The 5,617-nt window shown below is 68.8% G+C and carries 4 protein-coding genes; all 4 read right to left on the bottom strand.

The genetic code is table 11. The features are described 5' to 3' along the window. Positions 1-81 precede the first annotated feature (81 nt). Complete coding sequence (locus ABZ172_RS13035) at positions 82-453, bottom strand: hypothetical protein (protein ID WP_356883267.1); 372 nt, start codon at positions 451-453, stop codon at positions 82-84. A gap of 2 nt (positions 454-455) precedes the next feature. Continuing rightward, positions 456-908, bottom strand: coding sequence for a YbaB/EbfC family nucleoid-associated protein (locus tag ABZ172_RS13030; protein WP_356883265.1), 453 nt, complete (start codon positions 906-908; stop codon positions 456-458). A 187-nt stretch (positions 909-1,095) separates the two neighbouring features. Beyond that, positions 1,096-4,854, bottom strand: coding sequence for an AAWKG family protein (locus tag ABZ172_RS13025; protein ID WP_356883263.1), 3,759 nt, complete (start codon positions 4,852-4,854; stop codon positions 1,096-1,098). Positions 4,855-4,982: 128 nt separating this feature from the next. After that, the gene (locus ABZ172_RS13020; RefSeq protein WP_356883261.1) at positions 4,983-5,447 is read right to left on the bottom strand and encodes a type VII secretion system-associated protein; all 465 of its coding nucleotides are present in this window, start codon (positions 5,445-5,447) and stop codon (positions 4,983-4,985) included. Positions 5,448-5,617 lie beyond the last annotated feature (170 nt).

Raw genomic sequence — 5,617 nt, 5'->3', positions numbered from 1 at the left:
CGGAGCCCGCCCCGGGGCTCGTCGGGGCACGACGGAGCGGCCGCTCCCGGCGTGGTGCGGGAGCGGCCTGCGGCGCGGAGGTCAGCGGCGCCCATGCCCGCCGACACCGTCGCCGATGCCGTCGGTGTCGATGCGGTTGGTGCCCTTCTCGACCTGCTCGATGTTGTGGTCGCGGGTGTCCTTCATCATCCGGACCTGACCGAGCGTGGCGTCGGTGATGCTCACCAGGGCGTCGCGGATCGACAGCATGGTGTCCTTGGTGGTCTGCCGCTCCTTCTGTTCCTGCGGCTTGGCCTTCTCCGCGAACTCACCTTCGGTGCCCGGCCAGTTCACGGTCGGCGCCAGCCCGTCGAGGAACTCCTCGGTCATGCTCCTGGTGAGGGTGCCGATCTCCTCCAGCTGCTTCGTGAGTGCCTCGATGCGCTGCGGATCCGCGTAGTAGCGCTGTCCCATCCTCAGTCCCCTCCCTCTTCGCCGAGTGCGTCCCGCCAGGCAGGTGTGGCGGGGGTGTCACGCGTCGCGTCCTCGTCGTCGCGCAGCACCTCGGGGCCGAAGATGCGCTCCCAGTCCAGCTCGAAGCCCTTCAGCTCGGGCACGTCGCTGCTGGGCTCGGCGAAGGGCGCCATCGCCTTCATCACGTGCCGATTCATCTTCAGGCGCGCTGCTCCGGCCGCCTCCAGGACGCTGGCGGCCAGCTCCTGCGGAGACATGTCGCGGTGCTTGTTCTCCAGGAACTCGATCCCGGCGAGCTCGCCCTGGGGCCCGGAGGTGGCGCGCACCGCGCGGTCGGAGGAGAGCGCCGAGAACGACGCGTTGCGCAGTTCGCGCTCCGTGCGCGCGACCGCCTCCTGGGCGGCCTGGAGCTCGGCCATGGCCTTCTCCAGGCGCTTCTCCATCGGTTCCGTCACGCCCGCTCCCCTCTGTCCCGTCGGTCTGGGCCGCTTCGCCCGTCCGGACGTCCCGGCCGGTGCGTCCGGTCCGGCACCCGGTCGGTCGCCGACTGTGTCGATCTTGCCTGGTGGAGGCACCGATACGGAAGTCGGATCCGGGTGTCGTTCGTCTCCGCCCCGCGCACGGGGCGGATCCGGACGTCCGTCATCGTCCGATGACGGACGGTGTGCCGCCCTCCTCGGTGCCCCACACGTCCGCGTCCTCCTCCAGGAAGTCGGCCGACGTGGTGGTCCGGCGGCTCGGTTCGGTCTCCTCCTCGGAGGTGTCGTTGCCTCCGGTGGTCGCCACCCGGGGCGCGGGGGCCAGGAAGGTGTCGCTGTCCTCCTGCCGGTTCCACGGGCTGCGGCGCCGGCGGTTGCGGCGCTGGCTCTCCTCCGCCGCGTCGACCAGGACCGAGCGCACGCGCTCGCCGTTGCCCTTCTCCCCTCCGCCGGCGCCCATGCCGCCCATGCCGCCGCCCATCGGCATGCCGGGGCTGCCCGGTGTGCCGGGAGCGCCCGGAGATCCGGGCGGGGCCTGGGAACCGGGCGGGGTGGCCGTGCCGTCGGTGGAGCTGTCCCCGAGGGGATCGACCACGCCGTTGCTGCCCGGCCCGAGGGAGCCGTTGTCGGAGAGGCCCCCGCCGAGTGCGCTGGTGGCGGTCTGGTTCGTGTCGAGGTTCAGGTCGGAGAGCGGCACGTCCGTGGTGGTGCCGCCGCCCCCGCCGCCGCCGAGGTCGCCGATGCCGTTGGAGGTGTTCAGATCGCCGAGGTTGCCGAGTCCGTTGGAGCGGGTGAGGTCGTCGAGGATGCTCGACGTGTCCCTGCCGCCCGTGTTGAGATCGTGCAGGTCGATCGTCTCGGTCCGGCCCTGCGGGTCGGTGACGGTCGCGATGCCGGTCTCCGGGTCGATGATCTGCTTGCTGCCGTCCGGGAAGCTGTTCGTCAGCTGACCGTTGTCCAGGCGCGTGGTGGAGCCGTCCGGGTTGGTCACCGTCGCCCCGTGGGTGAGGTCGGTGGTCACACTGGAGCCGTCGGGGCTCGTCAGGGTGAACGAGCCGGTGTCCGGGTCGAAGACGCCCTTGCTGCCGTCCGAGAAGGTGGTGGCGAAGTCGTCGTTCACCAGCGAGGTGTGCCCGCCCGTCGGGGTCTCCAGACCGGACGCGTCGGCGTTGAGGTTGCCGAGATCGCCGAGGTCGTCCAGCCTGCCCAGGTCCCCGGGCGACTCGGTGTTCAGATCGCCGATGCGCTGGAGGTCCGCGAGGCCGTTCCCGTCGTTGCCGCCGTTCAGGCCCCCGAGGTTACCGAGGTTCTGGGTCGTGGTCCTGCCGTCGGGGTCGGTGGTGACGGCCTGGCCGGTCGAGGGGTCGACGACCTGGGTGCTGCCGTCGGGGAACGTGGTGGTCAGCTTGCCGTCGTCGCCGAGCGAGGTGACCGAACCGTCCGGGTTGGTCAGCTGCGTGCCGTCGCCCAGGTTCTGGGTGGTGACGCTGCCGTCCGGCAGGGTGGTCGTGACCGTGCCGCTGTCCGGGTCGAAGGTGCTGCTGCTGCCGTCGGGGAAGCGGGTGGTCAGGTCGTCGCCGTCGAACCGGCTGCTGCCGCCGGTGGGCGTGTCCAGCGAGGCGCTGTTCCCGCCGTTCAGGTTCCCGAGGTTGCCGAGGTCCTGGGTGGTGGTCCGGCCGTCGGGGTCGGTGGTGACGGCCTGGCCGGTCGAGGGGTCGACGACCTGGGTGCTGCCGTCGGGGAACGTGGTGGTCAGCTTGCCGTCGTCGCCCAGCGAGGTGACTGAACCGTCCGGGTTGGTCACCCGGGTGCCGTCGCCCAGGTTCTGGGTGGTGATGCTGCCGTCCGGATGGGTGGTCGTGACCGTGCCGCTGTCCGGGTCGAAGGTGCTGCTGCTGCCGTCGGGGAAGTCCGTGGTGAGCCCGTTGCCGTCGAGCCGGCTGTTGCCGCCGGTGGGCGTGTCGAGCGACGCGCCGTTCCTGTCGTTCAGGCCTCCGAGGTTGCCGAGGTCCTGGGTGATGGCCTGGTTGGCGTCGTTGAGGGACTTGTTCGATCCGGCCGGGCCGTTGTTGAGCGATCCGAGGTTCCCGAGGTTCTGCGCGACCGTGGCCGGGCCCTGCTGGTTGTCCTCGCCGCCGCCGAGGTTCAGGTTGCCGGGGCTCTCGGTGACCGGCTTCTCGTTGAGCAGGCTGTCCAGGTTCCCGAGGTCCTGCGTGGTGACCGCGTTGGGGTCGTTGAGCCCGCCGAGGCTCTCCGTGACGGCCTTCTGCTGGGCCTCCGCCTCGCGCTTGGCCTCTTCCTGTTCCTGCTTCTGCTCCTCGCGGAGATTCTCCGCGTACTGCTTGTCCTCGTCGCGCTGCTGGTTCTGCTCGTTGCGGAGCTCGTCCTGGAGGCGCTTGGCCTCCTCCTGCTCCTGCTTCTGCTCCTCGCGCAGCTCGTCCTGGTACTGCTTGTCCTCTTCGCGCTGCTTGTTCTGCTCCTCGCGCAGCTCGTCCTGGAGGCGCTTGTCCTCCTCGCGCTGCAGGCGCTGCTCCTCACGCAGCTCGTCCTGGTACTTCTTGTCCTCCTCGCGCTGCTTGTTCTGCTCCTCGCGCAGCTCGTCCTGGTACCTCTTGTTCTCCTCGTTCTCCTTCTTGATCTCCTCCTTCTCCTCCTCCAGCTTCTTCTCCTCGTACTCCTCCGAGGCCGTGCTGGTGGACTTCGGCTTGGGCACGTTGTCGGAGAAGTCCTCGCCCAGCTCCAGGAAGTGGTTGTTCAGGGCGGACTGCACCGTGGCGGCCGGCTTGCCCAGGTACTCGTCGACGCCCTGGGTCCAGATCTTGGCGGCCTTGTCACCGACCTTCGCCCAGTTGGCGATGTCGTTCAGGTCGCCGTACTCCGGGTGCGTCTGGGTGAAGCCCGCCTGCGGGCTGTGGGTGACGGTGGTGGAGTAGCGGCTGGTGTACGACTTGATGTCCGTCTTGGCGACGTTGTTCGCGTCCACCCACTGGGCCAGTTCGTCCAGGACGTAGCGCAGCACCTGGTGCGGGTCGTAGTACGAGGAGTTGGCCCAGTCCAGCCACGCCTCCAGGAGCTTGGTGGCGGAGTCCTCCAGATAGCCGCGGCCCAGCGAGAGCGCACGCGAGTACACGGTGCCGCCGGTACCGGCCTCGTCCCCGGTGCCGGCCGAGGAGTCGAAGGTCTCGACGTAGTTGTCGTAGTTCTCCCGGACCTTCTTCAGCAGGCTGCGGAAGACCTCGGCGGCCTCGCCCTTCCAGCTCGCGTCCTCGCGGCTGAAACGGTCCTCCCAGTCCTTCAGCACCACCGCGTGGTCCCGGAAGAACTTCGCCGCGAAGTCGAAGGACTCCCCGGTGGTGTCGAAGGACTTGAGGTCCACCACGTCGGCCCCGGGCACGCCCAGGTTGCTGAAGCGCGCGTCCGCCGTGCTGCCCCGCAGCAGCTCCATGAGCGCCGCCCGCGGCCCGTTCATGTAGCGGGCGAGCGCGACCGTGCTCATCTTGTCCTTGTTGTAGTCCGTGAACTCGTTGCCTTCACGGACCTGGGCGTCGTTGACGTTGTCGGAGCCCGGGCCGGCGAAGATGATCTCGTCGCCGGCCTTCACACGCCCCTCGAAGACGATCCTCGCCTGCTTGATCGACGACTTCTTGCCGCTGTCGAAGAACCAGATGTCGTAGTCCTCGCCCGTGTTCGTCAGGAAGCCCGAATCCTTGACGAGCAGGCCGAGGCTGCGCTCCTTGATGTCCATGCGGAAGAGCTTGCCGCCGTGGTCGGAACGGAGCGTGTCGAAGACGGTGGTGCGGTCCGGTACCGGGTAGCCGGTGATGTGGGTGACCAGAGAGGCCCAGGTGTCGCTCGACGGATCAGCAGCTCCGTCGAACTTGTCCAGGTTCTCCTGGGAGTTTGGATCGTACCGATCGGCCACCGGGCACCCTTTCTGGTCAGTTGTCGTACGTGTCGGCGCACGGCGTCTTCGTGCGGTCGCGGGGAGGGACGTCTGTCACACGGATCGGCCCGGCGGCGGGAGCGCCGACGGGCACGGGCGTGACGGTCTCAGGTGCTTTCCTCGCCCGTCGAACCGCTGGTGAGCGTGTCGACTTCCTCGAACGTCTGCAGCAGCGTCTGCGCGTCGATCGCGTCGAGGTTCTTGTCCTTGGTCTTGTTGGCCTCTTCGATGGTGTCCGTGAGCGCTTCCTTGAGCTCCTTGAAGAGGTCCATCTGGTCGCCCAGGAGCTTGTCGATGGCCTCGGCCGCCGTGCGGACGCCCTCGATCAGCTTCGGCCCCGACACCAGGGGGTCGGTGACCATCTTGCCGATGCGCAGGAGCTGCTTGTCCTGAGCGAGGTTGTCGGGCGTGGTGTGCCCGTCGACGAGGTCCCCGAGCGGCCGGATGTGTTCACCGTCGCCGTCGTCCCGGTGCTTCTTCGCAGCCGTGTACACCGGCTGCACCTCGTTGTCCCGGAAGTTCTCCATCTGCTTGAGGTCGAAATGCTTGACGTCGGCCTTCTCACCGGCCATGGGACGTCCTCCTGCGGTTCGCTGCCGGACGGGTCTCGTTCCGGCCGGAAAACGAAAGGGCCCCGGCCCGGCCCGAAGGCGAGGAGGTCAGCCGGAGGATCAAGGCCTGGGCCCTGGACGAGGTCTCGCTGTATCCCGACGAGTGGGAGGAGGAGTTCGACGGCTTCTCG

It is taken from the genome of Streptomyces sp. NPDC006296 (assembly GCF_040613235.1).
Classification (GTDB): Bacteria; Actinomycetota; Actinomycetes; order Streptomycetales; family Streptomycetaceae; genus Streptomyces.
This window is presented reverse-complemented; position numbering and strand designations above follow the sequence as displayed.